Consider the following 25,404-nt stretch of genomic DNA (forward strand, 5'->3'; position numbering starts at 1 on the left):
GTTACAGTAGAGCAATCATGGAAAAAAGATCTTCGCTAAATAAACGACGCTTGTCACCGTGACCATACTAAACACAGTGGACACTAAAACTGTTTGTGCCGCGTATTCTGGGTGATTGCCGTACTCTAATGCAAAAATTGAGCTGTTTCTAGAAGTAGGAAAAGCACTTGCGATAAATAATGCTTGTGCTGTCGTTCCTTCAAGATTTAGCATGATAATCGCGATGAGCCCAATACAAGGCGATATAATAAGACGTCCTATTAAACTCAAAATTAAAGGCTTTGAAAATCGATAAATCTTAATAAAGGCACTTTGCGCTCCAAGTGTAATAAGGGCGATAGCAAGAAACGCATTCGCAATGTTTTCAATCGGTGTCCACAAATAGCTTGGAATAGTAATCGCAAAGGTTTGCAAGACAACCGCTAGCAAAAAGGCATAAATAACAGGATTTTTTAGAAAGAGTCCAATGCACCAACTGCTATAAGTGAGAAAATGGGCAACATCACATTGACAACAATCACTGCTAAAACGTCCATGAACGATCACTCCTTATTTAAAGCTTATAAATGAATGAGTCGTTCGTAAAATTCAATTTATCTATGAAGCGCTATGCAAAAAAGGAATGCTTCGGGCAAAACAAGGGGACTGACTACAAATGTGCGTGCCTTGGGAGGAGACACCCCCTCCTCTCAAGGCATATAGCGAATGCGCTTATTGCTTCGATGTTGTCCAAAAAGATACAGATTTGGGGGCTAAAAATTCAATCGTTCAACAAAGAGGACAAATTCTTTCATTACCTTCATCTTTAAAGAGTCCTCGTGATAGAACATCCATGTTTTTCTAACTAATGGGTTGCTTTGTTCATCTGTTAGGTCAATTTTATAAAGGTCGGGATGATCATCGACGAGCGCACTAGGAAGAATCCCGTAGCCTAGCCCGTTCAGCACCATTTCTTTACAGGTAATCCCTTTATCGACCTCCATCCCAATGAATGGGGGCTGTGAAAAAGTTCGACTCCACCACTGATCTATGGTTTGCAAAAGCAGGGTGTCCGTTTTATAGTCGATCCTCGGTAGCGAGGGTAAATCGTGAAGTTCAATCTTGTTTTTTGAAGCAATACAAATGTTTTCTTCAAAAAGCAGGAGTTTTGGTCCGGGCCACTGATAGTCCCCACGTACAATCCCAATTTGCACATCGCGCTGATAGACTTGATGAAACACTTCTTGACTCCATCCTGTTGTCACCTTGTAACTCACGTTCGGAAACTGTTCTTGAAACTGGCCTAATAGGCGTGGGAGCATGTGTGTCGCTATGTAATTTGAGACGCCTAAACGCAAGGTACCGCTAACCTCTTCCTCCATATTTAGGACCGTTTCTTTAATGCTTTGAAAACGCACAAGCATCTCCTCTGCACATTTAGCCAAATACTCACCCTGAGGGGTAAAATGAACTCCTTTTGTACCGCGATTAATGATTGCTGTATTGTATTCTTTCTCGATTTGTTGAATTCGTTTCGTTAATGTCGGTTGTGAGATATATAGACTTTGAGCCGTTTTCGTAATGTTCTTCTTTTCATATAGCTTCATTAAAATGAGCCAATCCCGTTCATCCATTTTTCTTCCTCCGGTAATACTGTTTTTCCGATTTCTCAAATTTTACTCTATCAAATTATAACGCTTTTTTACATAGAGTGTATATAGAGGGGGGAATTCATATGGAGACTTTAATTGAAAATTTAAGTATTATTTCCTGATTATTTGGTGAAAGTTCAGATTTGATAATAAGAGAGATAGATGTGGATGAAATTAACAAAGTCGGGTTTTAATATTTGATTAAGATAAAACATGCAATTAATTCTTGAGTCTAGATTCATAAGTGTGGGTGAAGACGTGACAAACTCTGAAATATTGTTTATAAAAGAACACTTTTATAGTAAAATTATTGGAAACGATTACAAAAAGACAGATTATAAGATAGGTAGTTGATGATAGATGATTAAAAAGTTTATGTCTCCAGAGATTATTTTTGGCAAGGGGGCACTTGAACAAGTTGGGGAGAGCTTTTTACGTTTAGGTGCCAAGAAAGTGTTAATAGTAAGTGATAAAGGTGTGTGTGATGCTGGATGGGTTGAAAGCGTGGCTCAAAATTGTCTGAGTGCTGGACTAGAGTATTCAACTTTTTTTAATTTAACAACTAACCCAAAGGACTTTGAGGTTACACTCGGAGCTCAAGTATTTGAAGAAACGGACTGTGACGCAGTACTTGGAATTGGTGGCGGAAGTGTCCTTGATGTTGCAAAGGCAATAGCGGTTGTTGCTACAAATGGAGGGAAGATCAATGACTATGAGGGTGTAGATAAGTTGTTTGCGCCATTGCCACCAATGATCATGGCTTCGACTACAGCTGGATCAGGTTCTGATGTTTCTCAATTTTCAGTTATTGTCGATTCGGAAAAGAAAAAGAAAATGACGATCATCTCTAAGTCGCTCATTCCTGATATTTCAATTACTGATCCACTTACTTTATCGACTAAAGATGCGAGATTAACTGCAACAACAGGGTTAGATGTGTTAACTCATGCGATTGAGGCATATGTGAGCATAGCGGCTACATCTCTGACAGATGTACAGGCAAAGAATGCGATTCAATTAGTTGGTAAATTTTTAAGGCCGTCTGTTGCTTCAAGATCGAATGAAGAGGCGAAAGATGCTATGGCGATGGCCAGTCTTCAAGCTGGTTTAGCTTTTTCCAATGCTATTTTAGGTGCTGTTCACGCCATTTCACATGCCGTTGGCGGGAGATACGATTTATCACACGGGGAAGTAAATTCGATACTTTTACCACATGTTATGGATTTTAATCTCATTGCTAAGCCAGAAAGGTATGTTGAGATTGCGGAGTTACTAGGGGTAGACACGAGATCACTGCAGCCTAATGAAGCAGGATATAAAGGTATTGAGGTTGTTCGGCAGTTAGTTAAGGAAGTAGGGGCACCACAACATTTTTCAGATTTAAATTTGATGGATCCAGACGAAGAAAGTATTAACGAAATGGCACTTACTGCAATTGAAGATGCATGCATGATTACGAATCCTCGTGATATAACAACACATGATATTAAGAATATTTTCTCACGAGCGATGTAGGAGAGATTGGAATGAATCAAAAACAGCTCATGATTGAGAGGTTAACAGGAGTCAAGTCGTCAAAGAAAAGCTACTATACTGAATTAAAGAAAATGATTGAACAACTAGAAAAAAAGAATATGAAACTAGAAATCATTAATGAAGTCACAAAAAGTTTTACGATTGATATGACGATGGATGAAATGCTGAAAAACATTATGGATAAGCTTGTAAAGCTTTACAAATTTGATCGAATTAGTCTTTCCATCTACAAAAGTGAACAACTAGTGTTAAAGAATGTATATCCAAGAGACTCGTTCTTCTTGAAAGTGGAGGAAGTCCTCCCAAAAGAAAATTCACTTTATTACCGTGCGGCAACAGAAAAAAAGGTTCTGATCAATGATGCTTATGAAACCTTTGGTCAATTATCAGATGTTGAGAAGAATACAATGAAGTCATTAGGAATTGAAACCATCTTATGTTTGCCTTTATACAGAAAGAACCAGGTGATAGGAGTATTGGCTTTAGGTAGTAAAACGAAGATTGATTATCCGAATGACGACTTTTTTTTTCTTGAACAATTAGCTGACCAAATGGCTGTTTGTATGGAAAATTCATCCTTATATAATGAGGTATTAAATGGGAAAAAAGAGTGGGAAGAAACGTTTCGTGCTGTACAAGACTTACTCGTTTTCGTAGATTTAGATTATAGAATTATTCGTTTTAATGATCCAGTGAAACTTTTTTTCAAACTTAGTGAAGATCAATTATATGGAAGAAAGACGGATGAAGTAATTCATTATAAAGACCCAATTGATTGTCCATTGACAGAAAGTTATCGAACCAAAAAGACGGCTTTTCGCCAGTCGAGGTTAGATAACGAACGGATTTGTGATATTTATACTTATCCAGTTTTTAATGAAAAGAAAGAAATGTATGGTGTCATTATTTATTTAAAAGATGTAACTAAAAAGTTGTATACAGAAGCACAATTAATGCATTCTGGAAAACTCGCAGCAATTGGTGAAATGGCAGCAGGAGTGGCCCATGAACTTAATAGTCCTTTAACTGCTATTATAGGGAATAGTCAATTACTATTAAGAGATTTTAATCAAAAAGATCCGACCTGCAAATTATTAAAAGATATTCATAATTGCGGGATTCGCAGTAAAAATATTATCCGCAATTTATTGACGTTTTCGAGACAGGATGAATATGAATTTGAACAATGTTCGTTAAATAAAGCAGTTGAACAAGTGTTAAGCTTAATTAGCTATCAAATAGAAAGGCAATGTATATCGTTACGTCTAGATCTCGATCCAGAGATCCCAATGATTTCAGGCAACTTACAACAGGTTGAGCAAATAGTGATCAATTTTCTACTAAATGCTAGAGATGCTCTTGATGAATGTGATCATTTACAAAAAGAAATTATTGTTAGAACAGGCACCAAGGAAAGCGAAAATGAAAAATATGTTTTTATGTCTGTTGAGGATAATGGGGTTGGGATTAGTACGAAGGAAATTACCGAAATTTTTCGACCTTTTTATACGACAAAGGATAGAATGAACGGGACCGGTTTAGGGTTATCAGTCAGTTTAGGGATTGCAAAGGAACACGGAGGGGCGATCGAAGTAAAAAGTAAAAAGGGGAAGGGAAGTACGTTTATGTTATTAATACCTATTAAAGGTACTGAGACGGAGGATGTAATAGACTGATACGGATTTTCCTTTTGTGTGTACGAATAGGCAAAGGAATGAAAACTTTGAACATGACCTAAATAAAGGAATGGTTAAATGACGACGAAATTACTAATCGTAGATGATGAAATTGAAATTGGAAATTTTTTAAGTTACTTGTTTACGAAAAGAGGTTATGAAGTGTGTGTAGCCAGAACGCTCCGTGAAGTGGTCGCCCATATTGATCAAAACGAGTTTCATTTAGCCATGGTTGATTTAAAAATGCCTGATACGAATGGATTGCACGTATTACAACTGATTAAAACTAAACAGCCATCTTGTAAAGTGATTATTATGACAGGCTATAGTACAGTAAAAACGGCAGTGGATGCGATAAAAAATGGGGCGAACGATTATATTGAAAAACCATTTGATGATATTGATAAACTTGAAAAGCATGTGGACAATTTATTGCATGTACCAGGTACCTTTTTAGACGAAGAAATAGATAAAGTAGCCCGAAATATTGGAATGGTTACGGGTAACTCTTCTTCGATGAAAACGATGCTGAAGATGGCTTATAAATTTGCGAGTAAAAATATTAATATTTTAATTGAAGGGGAGACAGGTACCGGTAAGGAAGTATTGGCCCGTTTTATTCATGAATCGAGTAGCCGCGCTAAACATTCGTTTATTGGGTTGAACTGCGGAGCTCTAACTGAAACCTTATTGGAAAGTGAATTATTTGGACATGAGAAAGGGGCTTTTAGTGGAGCGAATCAACTTAGGAAAGGTTTGTTTGAAATTGCGAGCAATGGAACCCTTTTCTTAGATGAAATTGCAGAAGCTTCGCCAGCCATTCAAGTGAAACTATTGAGAGTGTTAGAAACACGGGAATTTATGAGAGTTGGTAGTGAACATACGTTAAAAACAAATGCTAGAATTATCGCGGCATCGCATGCGGACTTATATGAAGCGGTTCGCAATCGTTTGTTTCGAGAAGACTTACTGTATCGATTAGATGTTGTGAAATTACAGATCCCTCCTTTACGAGAAAGGAAAGAAGATGTCCCGCTTTTTATTAATAAGTTACTTGAACAGTATCCTGGAATGGAATTTACAAACGAAACGATCTCCATAATGGAAAACTATGATTGGCCAGGGAATATTAGAGAACTGTCAAATGTTGTTACAAGAGCGGCTGCTTTGGCAGAAGGGGAGACAACACTAATAACGCCTAATTACCTGCCAAATAGTATAACGGAGTCTAAACACACTCTTCCAGTCCAAAAAGAAATGATGGAGCTAGAACATCAGCCTGTTGTTAAAGATTTTTCTAAATCCGAATTTGAGAGGTATTTAGATCGGTGGAATGCAGAAATGATTCATCTCCTAGAAGAACAAAATGAGCTTGATTTAGAAAAAGTAAAAGAAAACCTAAGAAGTTTAGAGGGAATCGTTGAAAAGGCATTTATTTTTAAGGCGCTCCGTGAGACATTAGGTAATCGAAAAGAAGCATCGAAAAAGCTTAATATTAGTGTAAGAAAATTACGTTATCTATTAAATGAAAAAGGACAAACATAAATGTCCTTTTTCATTTTATTATTTAGTTAGGTACGATTTTAGAAGCAGATAGTTTCTCTACGCTATTAAAAGAACCCTAATGAATCCTCGCTGTAGCTGACAAGCAAGTTCTTCGTTTGCTGGTAATGACTAAGCATCATTTTGTGGTTTTCACGACCGATTCCTGATTGTTTGTATCCACCAAATGCGGCATGAGCAGGGTACGCATGGTAACAATTTGTCCAGACGCGCCCCGCTTGAATATTCCGACCAAATCGATACGCAGTGTTAATGTTACGAGACCATACACCGGCTCCTAGGCCATATAATGAGTCATTAGCAATTGCAAGTGCTTCCTCTACATCTTGAAAGGTTGTAACGGCAACAACAGGTCCGAAAATTTCTTCTTGGAAAATCCGCATACGATTGTCCCCTTTAAACACAGTTGGTTTGATATAGTAGCCATTTTCAAATTCGTTCCCAAGTTCGTTTCGCTCACCACCAATTAAGCACTGGGCCCCATCTTGTTTACCGATTTCTAAATAAGAAAGGATTTTCTCTAGTTGCTCTTCGGAGGCTTGAGCACCCATCATTGTATTAGTATCAAGAGGGTTCCCTGTTTTGATGGATTCGACACGTTGAAGAACGCGCTCCATAAAAGGCTCATAAATCGACTCATGTACGAGCGCGCGAGAAGGGCATGTACACACTTCCCCTTGGTTTAAGGCAAACATCACGAAGCCTTCAATCGCTTTATTAAAGAATGCATCGTCTTTTTCCATAATATCAGGGAAGAAGATGTTCGGAGATTTCCCCCCTAACTCGAGTGTGACAGGAATAATGTTATCTGAAGCATATTGCATTATTAAACGTCCAGTCGTTGTTTCACCTGTAAACGCGATTTTGGCAATTCGGTCACTAGAGGCAAGTGGCTTACCAGCTTCAACGCCAAATCCGTTGACAATATTGACAACTCCTTTTGGAAGAAGATCACTGATTAACTCGATAAGAACTAAAATCGAAACCGGAGTTTGCTCGGCTGGCTTTAAAACAACACAGTTTCCAGCTGCTAAAGCCGGAGCTAGTTTCCAGACTGCCATTAAAATAGGGAAGTTCCAAGGAATAATTTGCCCAACGACGCCAAGTGGTTCATGGAAATGATACGCAACCGTGTCGTTATCTATTTGCGAAAGGCTTCCTTCTTGACTTCGAACAACTCCTGCAAAATAACGGAAGTGATCAATAGCAAGGGGGATATCTGCATTAATCGTTTCACGAACGGCTTTTCCATTTTCCCATGTTTCGGCAACTGCTAGCATTTCTAGATTTTCTTCCATACGATCTGCAATTTTATTTAAAATATTGGCTCGTTCAGCGGGGGACGTCTTTCCCCAGCTTTCCTTAGCAGCATGAGCTGCATCGAGTGCAAGGTCAATATCTGCCGCAGAAGAACGGGCCACTTCACAAAAAACATTTCCTGTAACTGGAGTCTTATTTTCAAAGTATTGCTGGTTTATAGGGGCTGTCCACTCACCGTTAATATAATTATCGTAACGTTTTTTAAATGTAACTTTTGAATTTATTTCTCCTGGATTTGCATAGATCATAGTTATTCCCTCCATCAGCTATAGAAAATTAGGATGGACTGACCCATCCTAGTGAGTACGATTGATTAAAAAGAAGCACGAATGATTTCTTGTAATTCATCCAATGTTGCTTTGCGAGGGTTCGTTAATGCACAAGCATCTCTCATTGCATTTTCAGCAAGTAACGGAATATCTTCTTCTTTAGCACCTAGTTGTGCAAATCCAGTAGGAATTCCAACATCTTTGGTTAAAGTCTCAATTGCTGTAATTGCTTTTTCAGCAGCTTCCCTCGTAGATAAACCGCTTACATTTTCACCTAAAGCAACTGCGATCTCAACAAAGCGTTCTGGTTTTGCAATTAAGTTATATCGTTCAACATGTGGCAAGAGAATAGCATTACACACACCATGAGGTAAGTTATAAATCCCGCCAAATTGGTGTGCGATCGCATGCACATATCCTAATGAAGCATTATTAAATGCCATTCCAGCTAAAAATTGTGCATAAGACATTTGATTTCTGGCCTCTACATCTTCTCCGTTGGCAACTGCTGCTCGAAGATTCTTGCTAATGATTTTCATCGCTTGTATTGCACAAGCATCGGTGATTGGTGTTGAATTTGTAGAAACATAAGCTTCAATTGCATGAGTAAGTGCATCGACTCCAGTAGCCGCAGTTAATCCCTTGGGTTTCTTTACAGTTAAAATGGGATCATTGATCGAAATGGTAGGAGTCGTATGTTTATCGACAATAGCCATCTTTACTTTTCTCTCTGTGTCAGTAATAATACAAAAGCGAGTCATTTCACTTGCAGTACCTGAAGTTGTATTAATAGCAATAAGTGGCGGCATCGGTGAAGCTGACTGATCCACTCCTTCGTAATCATGGATTCGCCCACCATTTGCAGCAACCAGACCAATACCTTTCGCACAATCGTGAGAGCTTCCGCCACCGAGTGAAACAATCGTATCGCATCCCTTTTGTTGATAAATGCGTAAACCTTCTTCAACATTTAAATCTGTTGGATTCGGCTCAGCACCAGAGAAAATTTCTACTTCCACTCCAGCTTCACGAATAAGTTTAGCGACGCCATCGGCAACACCCAATTGCAATAAACCTTCGTCAGTTACAATTAACGCTTTTTTGCAACCTAAGTTTTTCACTCGAGGACCTGCTTCTTTAACAGCCCCAATTCCCATTAGATTTACACTTGGAATAAAGAATCCATATACTTGTTCGTGAGTCATTTTAAATTCCCCCTTAAAATTAAATACACTAACCATATTGCAATTGTTGTGCCAACTTTTTTGGAAAAGCGTTTTATAAAAATTGATAAGACCGATAGATACTTAGTAAATCTTGATTTATTACCTATTTTCATAGTTATAATAGGTCAATTTAGAGTAGAGCTTTTTTTGTTAGGCATGAAAAAACAATGATTAAGCTGAAAAAAATGCCGAATTTCCGGCTAGATTTGACGATGTTTTGTCTCGTTTAGCCAAGTGACGGTTTAGTAATCGTCATTGTTTCGTGGAAAAGGACCGTTTTATTGCAACGAATGTAACAACGAAAACGTTGCTTTCCAATGTGCAAACTAGCGCCGTTTCCAGTCGATCTAACGTTAGAATTGAATGTAAATGTGCAGTGGGGAAATACGTTTTCGAGCTTGACTCACGGAATAACGGTTGCGTAGGGAAGTTCCATGTATGTGAAAAAGTGTATTGATAGAAGGGAAGGGGATGAAAAAGCTAAGCAAGAAGGCATAAATAACGGGATTTTTTAGAAAGAGTCCTATTGCATGAAATCCTTTTTTTTCGGCCGATACAGCATTTGAATAAATCATATGTGAAGGTAAGGAGATTTTGAAAAATCATGACAATGATTTGTACCGTAAACCTAAGTAGATTATGCTGAAAAACAAGCTGACTGATTGGAATTCCGAATTACCATTATTACTTAAACCACTCTGTTTCATGAATTCGTGATGATCCATGAATTTCAGAAAGTGTAGATTGGTTTAAGAGGTTAGAGGCTCGCCAGACACTGTCGAATTCGATAAGTGTCTGGCATTACCTATAATTTAGCAAAAGAATGTGGGATTAAGAGGAGCAGCTGATGAAGACCCGAATGCTGGAAAATGAAACGAGAAAAGGACGTCATAGAGGTAATGATGACATAAATGCTACAAACGAAAGGGGGAAAAGGTCATCAAAAAGGCGATGAAGACCCAAATGAAGAAATAGAATCGAGAAAAGGTCATCATAGAGGTAATGAAGGCATAAAGACAGCAATAGAAAGAAGGAAAGGTTCGTCATAGAACTATGCTTAAAAAGATCGCTGTTATGAGAGTTTCTTATTCATAATAAGTCCATTGCCGAACACCAACTCTCTTAAAATTTCTCTGTAGAATTTTACTAATTCTCCTTTTGGAGTCTATGGCCTTACACCAATTATACATTTCGTTTGTTGTAATTCTTCGATTAGGGAATAGAAGTTTATACTCTTTTGCACTTCGCAGTACGGCGCCTGTAACTGCTTCTTCATGCCAACATTCTTTACAAACACATTTTCTTCCGTCGATGGCAATTGAGAATGAGGTGCACTTGGTACAAGTAATTCCTTTTTTAAGTAGGTCATAATCATAAGTTGGTAGGATTTTAAAGGGAGAGTCTGTAATATGCAAGGAAACTAATTTATCAGCTAGCATCTTGTGTTTGGGACTTAGCTTTGATGGTGTCGTATTTAGTTTCCTTAAATATCTATTCATTTGGCTTGGAAAAATAAATGGGATGTTAAGAGGTGTTTGATATAATGTAAATTCGGGGTTGATGAAAACGACGGACGCATGGATAGAGAGGTTAAATCCAAGGTTTTGAAATAATCGCCGTAACAAAGATTCACTTCTAATCAGTTGATTGAAGGGATTCGTTATTTCAGAATTGGGGGTCTTGTAAAATCCTTCTGAATCGTAATAATAATCACCTTCATAATTTTTTACTTCAAATAAGTAAACAGATTCTTGAGTAATTATCAGTGAGTCGATTTGGAATAAAGTGTTATTTTGTTTGAGTAGCAAATCATTTACTATAAGGCATTCACACTGAAGATTTTCTGTTAATAAATCAAATGCTTTTTCCCCCTCAAAACCCTTTTCAAGATAGAAATAGTACTGCTTTTCTTTGTCAGATAAATTCATCCTATTGTTTAAGGATCTAAGAATAAGTAATTCATTCGATTCAGTGCGAGATTTATAAGGGCATAATTGTCCACATCCTTTTATTTTTTAATACTAACAAGTCTATTATACATAATAGTGTGAATATTTTGGATATTTTTTAATATAGAGGGGATGAAAGCTGTATTAGAGTAAAAGTAAAGAGGAAAAGTCTTCCTAAAAGAGATGAAGACCCAAAGGGAACAAAAGCAAAGAGGAAAAGTCATTCATAAAAGAGATGAAAGCCCAAAGAAAGAAAAAATAAATAGAAAAAGTCGTTCATAAAACAAGTATCTCTATCCCAATCCTACTAAGCCTTCCCAGTGCTATATGCTATAATTCATGCTAGAGGTGCCGGTACTTATCGAAAAGGTCGATGAAAGGAGGGCTTTCCTTGGATCTCAATCAGTTAATCCCCGGTAAAATCATACTAAATAAATATGTTCATAGCTTAGATCAGGATGGAGCGACTTTTCATATTCATTATTGGGGTGCTATACCAAGGCATCATGATAATCAACTTCATAAACATTCCTATTTTGAAGTGTGTTACATTGTCGATGGGGAAGGGACTTATATAGATAATGAATGTACCTATAAGTTACATAAAAATACGATATTCCTCTCTAAGCCGGAAGTGGTACACCAGATAAAAAGTGAAAGTGGATTATCGATTGTCTATGTTGGGTTTGAATTAGTAGAGTCAGAATCCAGGGTCGAATGGATAAAGTTAATGGAAAAAGCTATTAATTGTTCAAAAGTCGTTATTAACGTAGAAGATGACAACCCAAGTGCGTTACTTTGGAAGTCTCTGATGATAAAAGCAACAAGGATGGAACGTGCTTTTGCTGTAGGAATTCTAAGGAGTATAGCTTCGTCCCTTATCCTTTCATTGCTTCAAGCGTTCGTCCCTCATTCAGGTAAAGAGGATCAGAGGAATCCTAGTAAACGAGGTTCACCACTCTTGCATCAAGCGGTATTATTTATTCAGGATAATTTATCACATTCCATAAAACTAGCAGATTTAGCTAATTATTTGAATATATCTAGTCGACACTTGTCTCGACTTTTTATATCAGAGTTAGGTGTAAGTTTTTCTGATTATGTTCGAAACCAGAGAATCCGAAGAGCTGCTATCTTACTCAAGGAAACTGAAATTTCTATAAAAGAAATCGCAGAGCAAACGGGTTTTCCTAATGTTCATTACTTTACTCGGGTTTTTACTTCGTCAATGGGGAGTTCACCAGGCCTTTTTCGATCACTTTATATAAGCCAAAAAACAACAACTTATCAAGAAGATTAACCTTACCCATAGAGTTTAAGATCAAGGAGGGCTTTTTTTGACATTACTAAATACTGTGTCGGGAATCACCCCTTTGAATGAATATGTTCACCTATTAAATCACAACGGTGCATGTTTTCGTATTCATTACTGGGGTGCGATGCCAAAGCATTATAATAATATATTTCATAAACATTCTTTCTTTGAGATCTGTTATGTGCTTGATGGTGAAGGTTATTATGTGGAAGAACAAGGTAAAAAGTATTCTCTTTATTCTAATACCATGTTTCTATCAAGACCAGATGTTTTGCACCAAATAGAAAGTGAAGAAGGGCTTTTTATTTTATATGTTGCGTTTGAACTAGTTGAGTCAGAATCAAGCGAAGAATGGTTCAAGATTATCGAAGAAGCAAAGGAAAGTTCAAAAGTCATGTTGCATGTAAACGAAGAGACCATTTCTGCATTACTCTGGAAGTCGTTGCTTCAACAGGCTGCAAAAACGGACTGTATTTTGTTTAAGGAAACCATTACTAGCCTAGCTAGTTCATTAATCCAGTCATTATTAGAGATGTTCGCTCCATTTCCACAAAATAATATTCAAGAGGCTCTGCCTAATCCTAATTCTTTACTTCTATATGAAGTGAAATTACATATTCGAGATAATCTATCTAATCCTTTAAAATTAATTGATGTGGCAGATCATTTTCATGTGTCGGGGAGACAGCTGTCTAGAATATTTGTTTCTGAATTAGGTGTTAGTTTCTCTGAGTTTGTTCAAAATGAAAGGATAGAAAGAGCTGCTACGTTACTGAAAACAACGGATCTTTCCATTAAGGATGTGGCAGAAGAAAGCGGATTCTCAACAGTTCATTATTTTACAAGTGTATTTACTTCTATTATAGGGAAATCACCAGGACGTTTTCGTGACTTAACATAAATTTAAAAACATCCATATTTTTATTAACGTTTTTATAAGAAAGGAAAAGAGGGGTGCTGGGGCTGATTTCTAAATCGTCTTCAAAGGATAAACCTAGTAATATCAATACTTTCATAAGATTTATCAAATCAATAATCTCTTTAAGGGTGTACCAAAGGTTTGTTTTTTTCCTTTGGCACATCCTTCTTTTTTATTGCCGGAATTTCAACTATGTCCTCAAAAGACAAAGAGTAGTCTTGATATTAGAAATACAAAGAATCTACATTTTCCTATAATCAACTTAAGAAATCGTTTTCAGTGGTTTACAACTAAAAGCAGGTTACTGAAGCTAAAAGGGAGGATTTTCTTAGACCTACTAGGTTTCTCCCCTACAAGTCGAAGGAAAAATGTTTCAAAAAAGTAGTGAGTATTGATAACGATTTCATTGCTTTAATCTATATTGAATCGGAGGAAGAATCGCATGATGAAAACAGGCTTAGTTACAGATATTTTAGGCTATATGCCATTTGAAAAAATGCTAGACACTTGTCAGGAATTAGGTATTGAAACTTTAGAGTTAGGTTGTGGAAATTGGTCAAAAGCTCCACATCTTGATTTAGACGGTTTATTAGAAAGTGCAGAAGCACGTAAAAAATTCTTAGATGCTATTCAAAGCAGAGGGATTGAAATTGCGGCTTTAAATTGCTCAGGAAACCAGCTTGAACCAACAGAACAAGGGAAAAAGCACGCAAAAGTGGTTGAAAAGACGTTTAAGCTAGCTGGATTATTAGGGGTAAAAACTGTTGTTATGATGTCTGGATGTCCAAGTGCTGGACCAAATGACACCATTCCAAACTGGATTACACATCCAATTTTGCCTCCTCATTTTGAACAATTAGAATGGCAATGGAATGAAGTAGCATTCCCTTACTGGGAAAAAGCTGTAAAGGTTGCAAAAGATCTGGGTGTAGAAAAAATTGCGATTGAAAACCTTGGCTTCAATCTAGTCCACAATCCAGAAACGTTGTTCAAGTTAAGAAATGAAGTCGGAGAAATGGTGGGGATGAATTTCGACCCAAGTCACTTATTCTGGATGGGTGGAGATCCCATTGCAGCAGCAAGAGCATTAGGAAGTGCCATGCACCATGTTCATGCTAAAGATGTTCGAATTGAAAGAGGGGTCAATGAAGTAAACGGTTTAATTGATATTAAACCAATGGAAGACTTTGCAACTCGCTCATGGAATTATGTAGCACTAGGATATGGTCATGATGTCGGTTATTGGAAGGAATTCTTTACAGTAGTGAAAATGATGGGCTATGAGGGTCCAATTGTTCTTGAAATGGAAGATTTAACAATGGACCCACTTACAGGTGTGAAAAAGTCTATGGATGTTCTGAAAGAATCTTTGCCAAGAGATTTCAAGAAAACAAGCTCATTGTTAAATCCAGTAACGGTTTAAGGAATTAAAATTGTAAATTAACCTCAGTTAAAAATAGTATTCTATAAATTTTATTAAAATGAGAGGAGTTTTTACTATGTTAAATGGTGAGAAAAGAATCGCAAGACCACTTCGTTGGGCTATGGTTGGTGGAGGAAGACACGGACAGGTTGGTTACAAACACCGCACAGGGGCATTAAGAGATAACACAGCTTTTCAACTCGTAGCTGGTGCTTTTGATATCGATGCTGAAAGAGGGAAAGACTTCGGTATTAATCTAGGCGTAGATGAAAATCGCTTGTACCCTGATTACAAAACAATGTTTGCAGAGGAAGAAAAACGTGAAGATGGTATTGAAGTAATTTCCATTGCAACACCTAATGGAACGCACTATGAAATTTGTAAAGCAGCACTAGAAGCCGACCTTCACGTGATTTGTGAAAAGCCGCTATTCTTTACAAGTAAAGAAGTTCTAGAAATTAAAGAACTTGCAGAAGAAAAAGGAAAAATTGTTGGTGTAACATATGGTTTCTCTGGTAATCAAATGCTGCTTCAAATGAGAGCGATGATTGAAAAAGGAGAAATTGGGGAAGTTCGTGTTGTTGATCTACAGTATACTCATGGATTTAGTGCAAATGATGAGGCAGATAAATTTAGTGATGCGCAAAAATGGCGTGTTGATTCAAAAATTGCAGGACCAAGCTTTGCACTAGGCGATCTATCTACACACACTTTTTACATGTCACAGCTAGTGATGCCTCACATGAAAATCAAAAAATTATTATGTGACCGTCAAAGCTTCATACCTAGCCGTTCCCCGTTAGAGGACAACGCACATGTCCTAATGCATTATGAAAATGGCGCTGTCGGAACAATGTGGACATCTGCTATCAATGCGGGATGTATGGATGGCCATAGAATCCGTATTGTTGGCTCAAAAGCGAGTTTAGAGTGGTGGGATAGCAATCCGAATGAGTTACGATATGAAGTTCAGGGACAACCTTCACAAATTTTGGTTCGTGGTATGTCTTATTTAGATGAAAGCTGCAAGGCAGATGAGCGTTTAGGAGCTCTACATTCAGAGGGGCTTTCTGAATCATGGGCTAATATTTACTTGAAGTTTGCGATTGCAATTGATGCGAAAAATCGCGGCGACGAAGAAACATTACGTAACCTTGTTTACCCTGATATTAATGCTGGATTGGATGGCGTTCGTTGGGTTGAGAATTGTGTACGCTCAGCAGACAATGGTGCAACTTGGGTAGATTTTGAAGAAGTGGAAGAGAGTCTTTCAGTATAAAAGGATAAATGAAATCAATAGCAGGTTTCATACCCTGCTATTGATTTCAAAGTCCCCCCTAAAGTTGTCTGGGACTTTCAAGCTTTATTAAAAAACTCTATAAGCATTAGTAGTCTTTAGTTTCCTCTTTAAAATATGAAAACGCATACTTTTTATTCTCTGAAAGGGGGGAGAAAAAGAAAAGTTTCAGTTTCTACATGCAATGAAAAAATGATTAGGGGGATTATGATGACAAAGAAAAAAATGTTCTCAATGATTCTTAGCTTAGTCTTAGTGTTCATACTCGCTGCTTGCGGTGGAGGAGGGGAAGGGGCATCAACGGATGCAACAGAAGGCTCTAACAGCGACAAAAAAGTAATAGGGGTTTCCCTTTCTAGTGTAAGTGATACATTCCGTACATTTATCTATGACGCAATGAATGAAGAAGCAGCAAATCACCCAGACTTTGAATTTGTTTATTCTGATGCACAAGAAGATAGTTCAAGACAAATGAACCAAGTTGAGAACTTTATTTCTCGGGGTGTAGATGCCATCATCTTTATGCCGGTAGATACAGTTGCAGCTCCTGATATCGTCGCGAAAGTAAATGAAGCTGGCATCCCTATTGTTGTTGTCAACCAGACATTTAATGGAGTTGATAAAGCAACGGCCTTTGTTGGATCATCTTCGATTGAATCTGGACTGATTCAAATGGAAGAAGTAGTGAATTTGCTTGATGGAAAAGGAAACATTGCCATTATGGATGGAATGTTAGGACATGAAGCACAAATTAAAAGAACAGAAGGAAATATGGAAATTATTGAGGAACATCCAGATATGGAAGTCGTCTTACAAGGAACAGGGGAATGGTCTCGTAATCAAGGCATGAACCTAATGGAAAACTGGCTTCAATCTGGAAAAGAAATTGACGCTGTTGTCGCTAATAATGATGAAATGGCCATTGGTGCCTTACTAGCAATTGAAGCGGCAGGCAAATTAGATGAGATTATCGTAGCAGGAATCGATGCATCCCCAGATGCGTTAGAATATATGCAAGCTGGTAAAATGGACGTAACGGTGTTCAAGATGCGAAAGGCCAAGGTTCTACAGGGGTACAAGTAGCTGTTAAAGCAGCAAATGGTGAAGATGTTGAAACGGTGATCATTCCGTATCTTTTAGTAACTCCTGAAAATGTAGACGAATTTGTCGGGAAAAATTAAAGAGGGAAAACCCTATTTCATTTTATTCTATTTGTTGTAGAAAATACGAATAGTATTAGCTGAAAAATAAAACAATAGTAAGTGGGTGCATAAATATGTACCCTTCCCTTTCTCTATTACTGTATAAAATAATTTATAAAAAATTAATTTGTGAAACTAGCATTGATCGTTGATGTTGAGAATCATTGAAAAAATAAGGGGGGATAGAAGGAACTTCCTTCGCTTTTATGATGAATAACCAGAGATATTACATTTTTTTTATAGCAGCAGTGGCTTCTTTAGGTGGACTTCTTTTCGGTTATGATACAGCGGTTATTGCAGGGGCAGAACAATCCATACAATTATACTTGGTGGACAGTTTAGGGTTAAGTTCGTTCGTTCATGGTTTTACTGTATCTAGTGCATTAATAGGTTGTATTATAGGAGCAATCATTTCTGGAATGTTGTCCAACAAGATTGGACGACGTAATACACTCGTTATTGCAGCTGTTTTATTTTTTCTATCAGCACTAGGCTCAGCTTACCCGGAGTTACTATTCTTCACTTATGGTGAACCTAGCCTTGCATTGTTGGTTACCTTTAACATTTATAGAATCATAGGTGGTATTGGAGTAGGTTTAGCTTCGGCCATAGCGCCAATGTATATTAGTGAAATGAGTCCTGCGAATATTAGGGGAAAATTGGTCGTTTTATATAATATGGCTGTGGTTTTTGGGCAAACAATTGTATACGTTGTCAACTGGCGCATAGCTTCTGGACAAACCAGCGCTTGGATAAATGATATTGGCTGGAGATATATGTTTGCTTCAGAATTGATCCCAGCTGCCTTATTTTTCGGCCTTCTTTTATTTATTCCGGAAACACCTAGATATATGGCCCTTAAAAAGGACTATGATAAAGCATATACCCTATTAGAAAAGATAAATGGATCTAAACAAATAGCTAGAGAAACTCTGCAACAAATCAAACATTCTTTAAACACTTCAACAGAAAAAGTAAACATTTTCTATTATGGAAAGCGAGTTTTGATCGTAGGTATGACATTGGCTATTTTATGCCAATTTATCGGTATAAATATCATTCTATATTATGCGCCGCGGATCTTTGAAAGCCTTGGTGCGGATGCGTCAACATCCATGTTTCAAACGATATTTGTTGGAGTGATAAGTGTTATTGTTTCATTAATAGCTGTAAGGCTCATTGATAGACAAGGAAGAAAGTTCTTACTGCTTTTGGGTTCTGCAGGATGTGCAATTAGTTTAATTGCAGTCGCGGCAACTTTCTTTTTGAACATTGAAGGAATTAGTACTTTGATATTTATTTTAGTATTTGTAGCTTTATTTCAGATGACTTGGGGACCTGTTGCATGGGTTGTAATCTCGGAGTTGTTCCCTACTAAGATTAGAGGCCAAGCGGTTGCGATAGCTGTCACATTAGTGTGGGGAGCTAACTTAACAGCTTCATCTACATTTCCTCCACTAAATGAAGCTTTAGGTACAGGAACGTTTCTTATTTACGGACTTATTAGTGCTTTTGCCTTTTTCTTTGTATTGAAATTTGTTCCAGAAACAAAAAATAAATCACTTGAAGAAATTGAAGAGGTATGGCTTGCTGAAAAAAAAATTGAAGTAGAAGTACAAGATATGGCTGAAAAAAAGGCGAATTAGAAATGACCAGAATTCCAAGTAGAACAACTAACTAGAAGATGAATGACGTCTGGGAAGAATGGTTTTCTAGAGTTTTCATCTAACAGGTTAGAGTTCATAAATAAAAATTTTTTTACAGTGGGAATCCGTTTTCCACAAATGAAAGGAGAATTTTAATAATGCGTTTAGCTTATGATCCGTCTCATTATCGTGATAACACCAATTTAAAAGATACAATCGATGCCGTTGCGAGGTTAGGGTATGAATATGTAGAATTATCGCCGCGTAAAGATTTTATTTGGTTTTATGAATATCCAAAGGTAGATAAGCAGCTGATCAAAGACCTTAAAAAATATTGCTCAGATGCTGGGGTGAAGATCTCTTCGGTCCTTCCTGTTCAACAATGGTCTTCTCCAAATGAGGAAGAACGTCAAGCGGCAGTGCGAAATTGGAAGCGTTGTATTGAAATCACTTCTGAATTAGGTGTCGATTTAATGAACAGTGAATTTGCTGGTGATATAAGCCGGCCGGTTGAAAGTGAAGCTGCTTTTGTGAAATCAATGTACGAATTAATGCCACTTTTTGAAAAAGAAGGGATTAGACTGAATTTACAATCGCATCCGAATGATTTTATTGAGTTGAATATAGAAGCGATTCGAATGATTCGTGCGCTCGATAAAGATTGGATTAAGTTGGTATATTCTGTTGCCCATGCGTTCTTCTATGATGATGGAATTGGCGATGTAGAGAAACACTTAGAAGAAGCAGGAGATTTACTTGATCATGTTCTCATTGCTGATACGCTTAATCATAAAGCGGCATTTGGATTACGTTATATTGTGAATCCACCTGATGCAAAAGTTACGATTCATCAGCACCTAAATCCTGGTGAAGGGGAAGTAAACTTTGATGCATTATATCGTAAGCTACGAGAAATGAAGTTTGATGGAATTGTAACAAATTCAGTCTTTGCTTATCCTGATCGACCAGAATGGTCAAACGAGCTGACGCTGAAATCCATTAAAGAGGGATTAAATACTTAACAATTTAACAGTATAGGATGGTTTAAAGAAATAGTAGAAGATCATTCAATACAGGTTTCACAACCCACTATTTTTTCATAGAAATTCCCCCCTGAAAAACTATGAAAATCCTAAAAATCAATTTGAACTTTAAGACTTCGGTATTTGCCGAGGTCTTTTTTCTTTTATTTCTTCTCCAATTATCATATCAATTCACTGTAAACAAAGATTCTATAAATGAAAGAACCTCATAATAGAATGAAACGAATTAAAATAGCGGAAATGAAGGAAAGTACTTTCCTATAGGGTGACTGTGCTTTATAAGAAAGAAATGAATTATTGAGTGCGGTTTTATCATTGTTTTGTAAGGGATGCTGTAATAACACGTGTTGTAGTTGGGGGTCAACCTACATAAACTAAGGATCTTTAAATAGTAAAATTCAAAAAATAGTTTGACTAATAAAAATAGATAGGTTAATATCAGAAACAAGGAAAGAACTTTCCTGAAAATTTGGATGATACATATTACTATTATGGAGGTATAGTTATGAATAAAGTAAATATTGGTTTAATAGGTGCTGGAAGAATGGGGGCTTTTCATGGGGAAACGATTGCTCAGCGATTACCTCAAGCTAATTTGTATGCGGTTGCAGATCCTGTTCCAGGTTCGGCTGAAAAACTAATTGAACGTTTAGGTGTCGATGCGAAGGCTTATACAAGCCCAATGGATTTAATTCAAGATCCGGAAATTCAAGCGGTTGTTATTGTTTCACCAGCTCGTACACATGCAAGCAATGTACTTGCTGCGATTAAACAAGGGAAGGCAGTATTTTGTGAGAAGCCTATGGCTGTTACTTTAGAGGAAGCAAATGAGGTTGTTCAAGTGGCAGAGGAAAGTAATGTTTTAGTGCAAGTTGGTTTTAATCGTAGGTTTGAAAAAGGCTTTAAAGCAGCTCATACGGAGATCAAAGCTGGAAACATTGGAACTCCACAATTAATGAAATCTACGACTAAAGATCCCAAGTTAAATGGAGCTGAATCAATCCCTGAATGGACGATTTTCTTAGAAACATTAATTCACGACTTTGATGCACTTATGTATTTGAATCCGGGTGCCAAACCAGTTGAAGTATATGCGGTTGCAGATGCATTGATTCGACCAGACTTAAAAGCAAGTGGATTATTAGATACAGCTTCTGTAACAGTCAAATTTGATAACGGTGCCATTGCTACGGCAGATGCAAACTTCCAAGCTGTTTACGGTTATGATGTTCGAGCGGAAGTGTTTGGGTCGGAAGGTATGCTGACTATGGGTGGAATACGTGAATCGAGTATGACTAGATACAATCACAATGGTGTTAGTTTCGATACATCGCGTTATGACCAAGATTTATTGTTTGATGCGTATGTGGAGGAATTAAGAAGCTTTACAGATTGCATCATTCAAAATAAACCAGTAGAAGCGACGGCTGAAGATGCTAGATGGGCATTGAAAATTGCGTTAGCGAGTATTGAATCTGTAAAAACGAACAGTCCCATTAAAATTGATAATCTAGTGCTAGTTAAATAATTTAAAAGATCTCTACTAATTATAATGGAGGGGAAAGTGAAATGATTAGAGATTATGGTCTTTGCTTATGGACGTTTGGGGATATTGAATTTGAAGAAAAATGCAAACTCGCCAAAGAGATTGGTGTTGATGGAGTGGAAGTACAAGGGGATTTATCGCAGAACCCCGCGGAATTGGCAGAAGTATTAAAGAAGTATGATTTAAAAGTGTTATCCATTACTCCTGATAATGTAGATATTTCAAGTGCCGATAAGGACGTTCGCTCTAGTGCCGTTCAATATTTTTTGGATTTAGTAAGTTGGGCTGACCAACTTGGCGCAAAAAGAATTTGCTTACATGGTGATGTTGGGAAGACTCATGGATGTGGAGAAATAGCGAAGGATTGGGAATTGCTTGTTCTAAGTACAAGGGAAGTGCTTAAGAAAGCAGAAGAGCAAGGCATTGAAGTGGTGTTTGAAGTATTAAATCGCTATGAAAACCACCAAATTGTAACAGGCAAGGAAGCGTTGAAATTAATTAATGAAGTTGAAAGTGATAACCTTAAAGTTCTATTAGATGCGTATCACATGAATATTGAAGAAGCTTGTCCTATCCATGCTCTTAAGGATGCGGGAGAATACTTAGGCGTTTACCATGTTGCTGATTCAAATAGACAAGGAATCGGTGAAGGTCATTCTAATTTAGAAAGTCAAATCAAGGCTTTGGATGAAATCGGTTACAGCGGTCCGGTTATTATGGAAATGGTGGCAGAAGGTCCTAATCCATTTACGCCTATTAAACATGATCATTACTTAGATGAAATTGTTGGTCACTATAAAAACTCTCTGAAACAACTGAAAGAATGGGAAGTTGCTAAGGTAGAAGTATAGAAGAAACAATTCTACTAATCATTGCCACTTTTAAATGTATGAAAAGCGTTTACGAAAACGCGGCCACTCCCCGTCTCAACGTCTATGAGTGGCGTTGAGACGAGGAGTTAAACCAAACTGTAATAACGTTTCCTATATAAAGAATGTCTACGGGGACTTATTACAGTACCAATAGAAGGAGTGGAGAATTTTGAAACAAAATATGAAGTATATTATCTATTTAACCGTTATTGCAGCATTGGGTGGCCTGTTGTTTGGGTACGATACCGCGGTTATATCTGGTGCAGAGCAGTCGTTGCAAGTCTATTTTATAGATGCACTTGGTTTAAGTACGTTATTTCATGGGTTAACAGTTTCCAGTGCTTTGATTGGTTGTATTATCGGCGGATTAATAAGTGGAATTCTATCGAATCGAATTGGCCGTAGAAATTCTCTTATGGTTGCGGCAGGGTTGTTTTTTATTTCAGCATTGCTTTCAGCTTATCCGGAATTCCTCTTTTTTACAAAGGATGAGCCGACACTTGGCCTATTCGTTATGTTTAACATCTATCGAATATTGGGAGGTATAGGTGTTGGTTTGGCTTCAGGGTTAGGGCCGTTATATATCAGTGAAACGTCTCCGGCGAATATTAGAGGAAGATTAGTAACGTTAAATAATCTAGCTATTATTTTTGGGACATTAGTTGTTTACTTTGTAAACTGGCGAATTGCAGCTGGGCAAAGTGCTAGCTGGATCCATGATCTTGGCTGGAGATATATGTTTGCTTCTGAAGCAATCCCAGCACTTTTATTCTTCTTCCTGCTCTTCTTAGTGCCTGAAACGCCTCGTTATTTAATTTCGAAAAATAGAGATGAAGAGGCAATGAAAATCTTAGTGAAAGTGAATGGTTCGAAGAAAGTAGCACAAGAAATCTTTGATGATGTGAAACGATCCTTAGATGTGCCAAAAGGAAAGATTTTTTCTTTTGGAAAGACAGTTGTTGTTGTTGGGGTTTTATTAGCTGCGGCGCAACAGTTTGTAGGAATTAATGTTATTTTGTACTACGCCCCGCGTATATTTGCTAATATGGGAGCGAGTGCAGATGACTCTATGATGCAAACGGTATTGCTTGGAGTCGTGAACCTTGTCTTTGTTTTTATCGCTCTTACACTTGTAGATAAGTGGGGGAGAAAACGCTTGCTTTTAATAGGGTCGGTTGGTATGGCAATTGGAATGTTTGGGGTAGCGGCCTTGTCAGCTCAGGAGTCTATGGGACTCAGTGCTTTGCTGTTCATTTTACTTTACGCAGCCTTTTATAATCTATCGTTTGGACCACTGGTGTGGGTGCTAGCTTCTGAACTTTTCCCTAATCAAATCAGGGGGCAAGTAATGGCGATTACCGTTGTGGCGAACTGGAGTTGTAATTTACTTATCTCATCGACATTCCCTTCATTATTAGAAATTAGCAGTGTCATGACGTATGGCTTTTACGGTGTCATGTGTATTCTTTCTTTTGTCTTTGTTTGGAAATGGGTACCAGAAACAAAAGGGAAATCGCTGGAGGAAATCGAAAAACATTGGCAATCTAATGAACCAGTTACAGATTTATGTCAAAAAAAAATTGATTTGTAATCGTTACCATTAATGGGGATTTTGAGATAGAAAAAGGTGAAAGAAGTCATAAAGTTTTATCGATACAAGTGACTGGGCTAGTTTTTAATGGTTGAAAAAACGAGAAGCTACTAAATCGTTCGCTAGTAACTGCATGACCTTCTTTCTCAAGAGTGATTTATGTTCAATAGTTCCCGGCTCTAAAATATCACTCTAACTTGGTGATTTTAATCTAAAGTAAAAAAGATTAAAATAAATGTATTGGTCCTTACGGGAAAGGAGGAAATGGATTTGAAACAACCGACTATCTATGATGTTGCGAAAGAGGCGGGTGTTGCTATTTCAACGGTTTCGAAAGTCCTTAATAATACAGGGAGTATCGGGGCAAAGACCAGAAAAAAAGTTGAAGATACGATGAAGAGATTAGATTACCAACCTAGTGTAGCAGCATCTGTTAAAAAAAGAATACAAACAATAGGCTTACTCATACCAAATATAGCCGATCCATTTATGGCAGAAATCGCAAGAACCATAGAGGATTACGGGAGAAAACATGGGTTTAGTTTAATGATTTGCAGCACGGATAATAATTTAGAGAAGGAAATGGAGTATGTCTCGATTCTAAAACAGAAATACATCGATGGAATTATTGTTGCGACAGGGTTAAAAAATACGAAAGCTTTAAAAACATTATTGAATAATGATATTCCTGTCGCTTTACTTTCCAGGGAAGTGCCTTCACTAGATTTGAATACGGTCGTTGTAAATGACTTTTTGGGCGCGTATGAAGCCACTTCTTATCTAATTGAACTTGGCCATCGATCCATTGCCATGGTCACGGAGGATATTTATTTTCCGGTTACAAGAGCTAGACTTGATGGCTACAAACAAGCTCTTGAACAAGCGGGAATTAGTTATGACGAGGGATTAGTTTCACTTAATAATACGACGTTTACTGATGCGAAAGATTCAACAGTTGACCTTTTTAAGTTACCGCACCCTCCAACAGCTATCTTTGCATCTACGGAACCTCTGGCAATTGGAGCAATGAAAGGGGCGCGTGAATTAAAATTAGATATTCCAAAAGACATTTCCATTGTTGGATTTGACAATTCGATCCTTGCTAATATGTGTTATCCCGAGTTAACGACAGTTTCTCAGCCAATAAAAGAAATGGGAGAAAAGGTAGTTGAGCTATTAGTTGAAGAAATTAAGGAGCCGAAAAAATTGAAACAGCGAATAGTGATGTCGCCCGAACTAGTGATTAGAGGAACGGCGAGTGAAATAAGCGTACCTTCAATAAAGAAGTAACGAATGAGAATACCGAGATACGAATCAAGTATAGAAGTAAGGGATCTAGTGTCTCGGTATGAATTTTGATTCTGTTAGACCAATTTTAAA

General features: G+C 37.4%; 20 protein-coding genes. 15 read left to right on the forward strand and 5 right to left on the reverse strand.

The annotated features are described in order from the left end of the window. Positions 1-15: 15 nt before the first annotated feature. Together AC1FXP_RS12485 and AC1FXP_RS12490 are read right to left on the reverse strand one after the other, a co-directional pair. Positions 16-546 (reverse strand): AEC family transporter, encoded by a 531-nt coding sequence (locus AC1FXP_RS12485; RefSeq protein WP_480061816.1) that lies wholly within the window; start codon positions 544-546, stop codon positions 16-18. A gap of 206 nt (positions 547-752) precedes the next feature. Then, positions 753-1,613: a LysR family transcriptional regulator gene (locus AC1FXP_RS12490; protein WP_480061818.1), complete on the reverse strand. Its 861-nt coding sequence runs from the start codon at positions 1,611-1,613 to the stop codon at positions 753-755. A gap of 378 nt (positions 1,614-1,991) precedes the next feature. Here AC1FXP_RS12490 and AC1FXP_RS12495 point away from each other — a divergent pair, with 378 nt between their 5' ends. From AC1FXP_RS12495 to AC1FXP_RS12505, 3 genes are all read left to right on the forward strand, one after another. Beyond that, positions 1,992-3,146, forward strand: a complete 1,155-nt coding sequence (locus tag AC1FXP_RS12495; RefSeq protein WP_480061820.1) for an iron-containing alcohol dehydrogenase — start codon at positions 1,992-1,994, stop codon at positions 3,144-3,146. An 11-nt stretch (positions 3,147-3,157) separates the two neighbouring features. Beyond that, the gene (locus tag AC1FXP_RS12500) at positions 3,158-4,843 is read left to right on the forward strand and encodes an ATP-binding protein (protein WP_480061822.1); all 1,686 of its coding nucleotides are present in this window, start codon (positions 3,158-3,160) and stop codon (positions 4,841-4,843) included. A 78-nt stretch (positions 4,844-4,921) separates the two neighbouring features. Further along, a complete protein-coding gene (locus AC1FXP_RS12505; protein WP_480061824.1) occupies positions 4,922-6,388 on the forward strand; it encodes a sigma-54-dependent transcriptional regulator in 1,467 nt (488 codons plus the stop codon). A 65-nt stretch (positions 6,389-6,453) separates the two neighbouring features. On the opposite strand, the gene adh is transcribed toward AC1FXP_RS12505, so the two are convergent. Further along, positions 6,454-7,974, reverse strand: coding sequence for an aldehyde dehydrogenase (adh, locus tag AC1FXP_RS12510; protein WP_480061826.1), 1,521 nt, complete (start codon positions 7,972-7,974; stop codon positions 6,454-6,456). Between the two features lie 65 nt (positions 7,975-8,039). Further along, positions 8,040-9,200: an iron-containing alcohol dehydrogenase gene (locus tag AC1FXP_RS12515; RefSeq protein WP_480061828.1), complete on the reverse strand. Its 1,161-nt coding sequence runs from the start codon at positions 9,198-9,200 to the stop codon at positions 8,040-8,042. 932 nt (positions 9,201-10,132) lie between these two features. Between AC1FXP_RS12515 and AC1FXP_RS12520 the strand changes: the two genes are divergently transcribed. Then, positions 10,133-10,270: a hypothetical protein gene (locus tag AC1FXP_RS12520; RefSeq protein ID WP_480061830.1), complete on the forward strand. Its 138-nt coding sequence runs from the start codon at positions 10,133-10,135 to the stop codon at positions 10,268-10,270. A gap of 36 nt (positions 10,271-10,306) precedes the next feature. On the opposite strand, the gene AC1FXP_RS12525 is transcribed toward AC1FXP_RS12520, so the two are convergent. Beyond that, positions 10,307-11,149: a nuclease-related domain-containing protein gene (locus tag AC1FXP_RS12525; RefSeq protein WP_480061832.1), complete on the reverse strand. Its 843-nt coding sequence runs from the start codon at positions 11,147-11,149 to the stop codon at positions 10,307-10,309. A 412-nt stretch (positions 11,150-11,561) separates the two neighbouring features. On the opposite strand from AC1FXP_RS12525, the gene AC1FXP_RS12530 reads away from it, so the two are divergent. From AC1FXP_RS12530 to AC1FXP_RS12580, 11 genes are all read left to right on the forward strand, one after another. Beyond that, positions 11,562-12,470 (forward strand): AraC family transcriptional regulator, encoded by a 909-nt coding sequence (locus AC1FXP_RS12530; protein ID WP_480061834.1) that lies wholly within the window; start codon positions 11,562-11,564, stop codon positions 12,468-12,470. Between the two features lie 37 nt (positions 12,471-12,507). Next, positions 12,508-13,386, forward strand: a complete 879-nt coding sequence (locus AC1FXP_RS12535; RefSeq protein WP_480061836.1) for a helix-turn-helix domain-containing protein — start codon at positions 12,508-12,510, stop codon at positions 13,384-13,386. Positions 13,387-13,849: 463 nt separating this feature from the next. Next, entirely contained in the window at positions 13,850-14,827 is a 978-nt protein-coding gene (locus AC1FXP_RS12540; protein WP_480062057.1) for a sugar phosphate isomerase/epimerase family protein, read from the forward strand. Between the two features lie 76 nt (positions 14,828-14,903). Then, positions 14,904-16,106, forward strand: coding sequence for a Gfo/Idh/MocA family protein (locus AC1FXP_RS12545; protein ID WP_480061838.1), 1,203 nt, complete (start codon positions 14,904-14,906; stop codon positions 16,104-16,106). 228 nt (positions 16,107-16,334) lie between these two features. Further along, complete coding sequence (locus tag AC1FXP_RS12550; protein WP_480061840.1) at positions 16,335-17,207, forward strand: sugar ABC transporter substrate-binding protein; 873 nt, start codon at positions 16,335-16,337, stop codon at positions 17,205-17,207. Positions 17,208-17,532: 325 nt separating this feature from the next. After that, positions 17,533-18,972, forward strand: a complete 1,440-nt coding sequence (locus AC1FXP_RS12555; protein WP_480061842.1) for a sugar porter family MFS transporter — start codon at positions 17,533-17,535, stop codon at positions 18,970-18,972. A 158-nt stretch (positions 18,973-19,130) separates the two neighbouring features. Beyond that, positions 19,131-19,994, forward strand: coding sequence for a sugar phosphate isomerase/epimerase family protein (locus AC1FXP_RS12560; protein ID WP_480061844.1), 864 nt, complete (start codon positions 19,131-19,133; stop codon positions 19,992-19,994). Positions 19,995-20,520: 526 nt separating this feature from the next. Continuing rightward, positions 20,521-21,543, forward strand: coding sequence for a Gfo/Idh/MocA family oxidoreductase (locus AC1FXP_RS12565; RefSeq protein ID WP_480061846.1), 1,023 nt, complete (start codon positions 20,521-20,523; stop codon positions 21,541-21,543). 41 nt (positions 21,544-21,584) lie between these two features. After that, entirely contained in the window at positions 21,585-22,412 is an 828-nt protein-coding gene (locus AC1FXP_RS12570) for a sugar phosphate isomerase/epimerase family protein (protein ID WP_480061848.1), read from the forward strand. 190 nt (positions 22,413-22,602) lie between these two features. After that, the gene (xylE, locus tag AC1FXP_RS12575) at positions 22,603-24,024 is read left to right on the forward strand and encodes a D-xylose transporter XylE (RefSeq protein WP_480061850.1); all 1,422 of its coding nucleotides are present in this window, start codon (positions 22,603-22,605) and stop codon (positions 24,022-24,024) included. 270 nt (positions 24,025-24,294) lie between these two features. Then, positions 24,295-25,314 carry a LacI family DNA-binding transcriptional regulator gene (locus tag AC1FXP_RS12580; RefSeq protein WP_480061852.1) on the forward strand — a complete coding sequence of 340 codons (1,020 nt, stop codon included), beginning with the start codon at positions 24,295-24,297 and terminating at the stop codon, positions 25,312-25,314. Positions 25,315-25,404 lie beyond the last annotated feature (90 nt).

The sequence above is a fragment of the Halalkalibacter sp. HAAS-P013 genome (assembly GCF_056619925.1).

What these genes read in the sequence shown, in the direction of transcription:
- AC1FXP_RS12490 (WP_480061818.1), bottom strand. Translation starts at nt 1,613, where the DNA reads ATGGATGAACGGGATTGGCTCATTTTAATGAAGCTATATGAAAAGAAG.
- AC1FXP_RS12495 (WP_480061820.1), top strand. Translation starts at nt 1,992, where the DNA reads ATGATTAAAAAGTTTATGTCTCCAGAGATTATTTTTGGCAAGGGGGCA.
- AC1FXP_RS12500 (WP_480061822.1), top strand. Translation starts at nt 3,158, where the DNA reads ATGAATCAAAAACAGCTCATGATTGAGAGGTTAACAGGAGTCAAGTCG.
- AC1FXP_RS12505 (WP_480061824.1), top strand. Translation starts at nt 4,922, where the DNA reads ATGACGACGAAATTACTAATCGTAGATGATGAAATTGAAATTGGAAAT.
- adh (WP_480061826.1), bottom strand. Translation starts at nt 7,974, where the DNA reads ATGATCTATGCAAATCCAGGAGAAATAAATTCAAAAGTTACATTTAAA.
- AC1FXP_RS12515 (WP_480061828.1), bottom strand. Translation starts at nt 9,200, where the DNA reads ATGACTCACGAACAAGTATATGGATTCTTTATTCCAAGTGTAAATCTA.
- AC1FXP_RS12520 (WP_480061830.1), top strand. Translation starts at nt 10,133, where the DNA reads ATGCTACAAACGAAAGGGGGAAAAGGTCATCAAAAAGGCGATGAAGAC.
- AC1FXP_RS12525 (WP_480061832.1), bottom strand. Translation starts at nt 11,149, where the DNA reads ATGAATTTATCTGACAAAGAAAAGCAGTACTATTTCTATCTTGAAAAG.
- AC1FXP_RS12540 (WP_480062057.1), top strand. Translation starts at nt 13,850, where the DNA reads ATGAAAACAGGCTTAGTTACAGATATTTTAGGCTATATGCCATTTGAA.
- AC1FXP_RS12545 (WP_480061838.1), top strand. Translation starts at nt 14,904, where the DNA reads ATGTTAAATGGTGAGAAAAGAATCGCAAGACCACTTCGTTGGGCTATG.
- AC1FXP_RS12550 (WP_480061840.1), top strand. Translation starts at nt 16,335, where the DNA reads ATGACAAAGAAAAAAATGTTCTCAATGATTCTTAGCTTAGTCTTAGTG.
- AC1FXP_RS12555 (WP_480061842.1), top strand. Translation starts at nt 17,533, where the DNA reads ATGATGAATAACCAGAGATATTACATTTTTTTTATAGCAGCAGTGGCT.
- AC1FXP_RS12560 (WP_480061844.1), top strand. Translation starts at nt 19,131, where the DNA reads ATGCGTTTAGCTTATGATCCGTCTCATTATCGTGATAACACCAATTTA.
- AC1FXP_RS12565 (WP_480061846.1), top strand. Translation starts at nt 20,521, where the DNA reads ATGAATAAAGTAAATATTGGTTTAATAGGTGCTGGAAGAATGGGGGCT.
- AC1FXP_RS12570 (WP_480061848.1), top strand. Translation starts at nt 21,585, where the DNA reads ATGATTAGAGATTATGGTCTTTGCTTATGGACGTTTGGGGATATTGAA.